Below are 1,905 nucleotides of genomic sequence, written 5' to 3'. Positions count from 1 at the left end.
AAAGAAGCAAGAGCGAGTCCGAAGCTATGTTAACTTCGGACAAGGTAAGGCGAAAAGAGCAAGGCAGTGTCTGAAGCCGAGCGGACTTCAGACAAGGAAGAGCCAAAGAAGCAAGAGCGAGTCCGAAGTCGAGCCAAATTCAGAAAATGATAACCAAGAAACTAAGATAGTTGCGAGAAATTGATGTGATTAATTCCTGCGTATTACATCACCTAGACTAAATAAACCTGATAATCATTTCCACTATATTGACCTTATTTTAGCGATTTTGTACACTTAAGGGAGCTTAATTTGAAAAGGTGATAACACTTGCGAATTTCCATATTAGGGTTAGAGGATGAAAGATTTATACGGCCGTTTCAGCTGATTGCCAATTTGTTTTTTGAAGAGACAAAAATTGATCTGTCAGGATCCGATGATGGTGATTTAACTATATATTTTCATATGCGAATTTCAGAGCAGATTGTTGTTTCTGCAGAATTAAAGGATTCCAACGGAAAAACTCATGTTAACCAATATCAAAAGAAATTGGTTGAAACTGATTCGGAAAAAGAACATTTTAGACAACTCAAAATTGCGGTTTCCCACGTTTATCTGTCTGTATTGCAGGATTGGACCGGCATGGTACAAAAATGGGGAATCTTAACCGGTGTCAGACCAACAAAGCTTCTGCACAAGAGCACCAAGGAAGGCATTCCGCAAACTATTGCCCACAAGCAATTGAAAGAGGAATACCTTATTACCGATGAAAAAATCAATCTCATGCAGCATATTATCGACCGGCAATTGGCGGTAATACCTGACCTGTATTCTTTACAAAAAGAAGTTAGTATTTATATAGGCATTCCATTTTGCCCAACAAAATGTGCCTATTGCACCTTCCCTGCCTACGCGATCAATGGCCGTCAAGGATCAGTAGATTCCTTCTTGGGGGGATTGCATTATGAAATAAAAAAAATCGGCGAATGGCTAAAGGAAAAAGGCATTCGGATTACAACAGTCTATTATGGCGGCGGGACACCAACAAGCATTACGGCTGAAGAAATGGATATGCTTTATGAAGAAATGTACACTTCTTTCCCTGAAGTAGAAAAGATTCGGGAAATAACCGTTGAAGCTGGGCGTCCGGATACCATTACTCCTGAAAAATTAGAGGTTTTGAAAAAGTGGAAGATTGACAGAATCAGTATTAATCCACAATCCTATACCCAGGAAACGTTAAAGGCAATTGGGAGACACCATACGGTTACCGAAACCATCGAAAAATACCATTTGGCTCGGCAAATGGGCATGAACAATATCAACATGGATTTGATTATTGGCCTACCAGGCGAAGGGATCCCTGAATTTACACATTCTTTAAAAGAAACCGAAAAGCTGATGCCAGAATCATTGACTGTTCATACCTTATCCTTCAAACGTGCTTCCGAAATGACAAAAAATAAAGAGAAATACAAAGTAGCTGATCGGTCTGAAGCTGAAAAAATGATGGAGCTGGCTCAGGATTGGACTGCAGAATACGGCTATGCACCTTACTATTTATATAGACAAAAGAACATTCTTGGAAATCTGGAGAATGTCGGATATAGCTTGCCAAATCAAGAAAGTATTTACAATATTATTATTATGGAAGAACTTCAAACCATTATCGGTTTGGGCTGCGGTGCATCCAGTAAATTCATTCACCCTTTGACGGGAAAAATTACTCATTTTGCAAATCCGAAAGATCCGAAGTCCTATAATGATGGTTTTGAGGCATATACAGAACAAAAAATTACTATATTAAACGAACTCTTTTCAGAAAAAGGTTCCCATGCTTAACAGGCGGGGGCCTTTTTGCATGAAGAATCATTCCGAGATTTTTTTAAAAGGTGTAGTAAATCAAAGCAAAGTAGAAATCCTTTA

Annotated in this window: 1 protein-coding gene; it reads left to right on the top strand. The window is 38.8% G+C overall.

Annotated elements, in window-relative coordinates; all coding sequences use genetic code 11:
* The first annotated feature begins 309 nt into the window (after positions 1-309).
* Entirely contained in the window at positions 310-1,821 is a 1,512-nt protein-coding gene (locus V7083_RS21620) for a coproporphyrinogen III oxidase (RefSeq protein WP_335481972.1), read from the top strand.
* The last annotated feature ends 84 nt before the right edge of the window (positions 1,822-1,905 follow it).

The sequence above is a fragment of the Bacillus sp. JJ1764 genome, assembly GCF_036962145.1.
Lineage (GTDB): Bacteria > Bacillota > Bacilli > Bacillales > Cytobacillaceae > Neobacillus.
The sequence above is the reverse complement of the archived record's forward strand: the minus strand, read 5'-3'. Positions and strand labels throughout refer to the sequence as shown.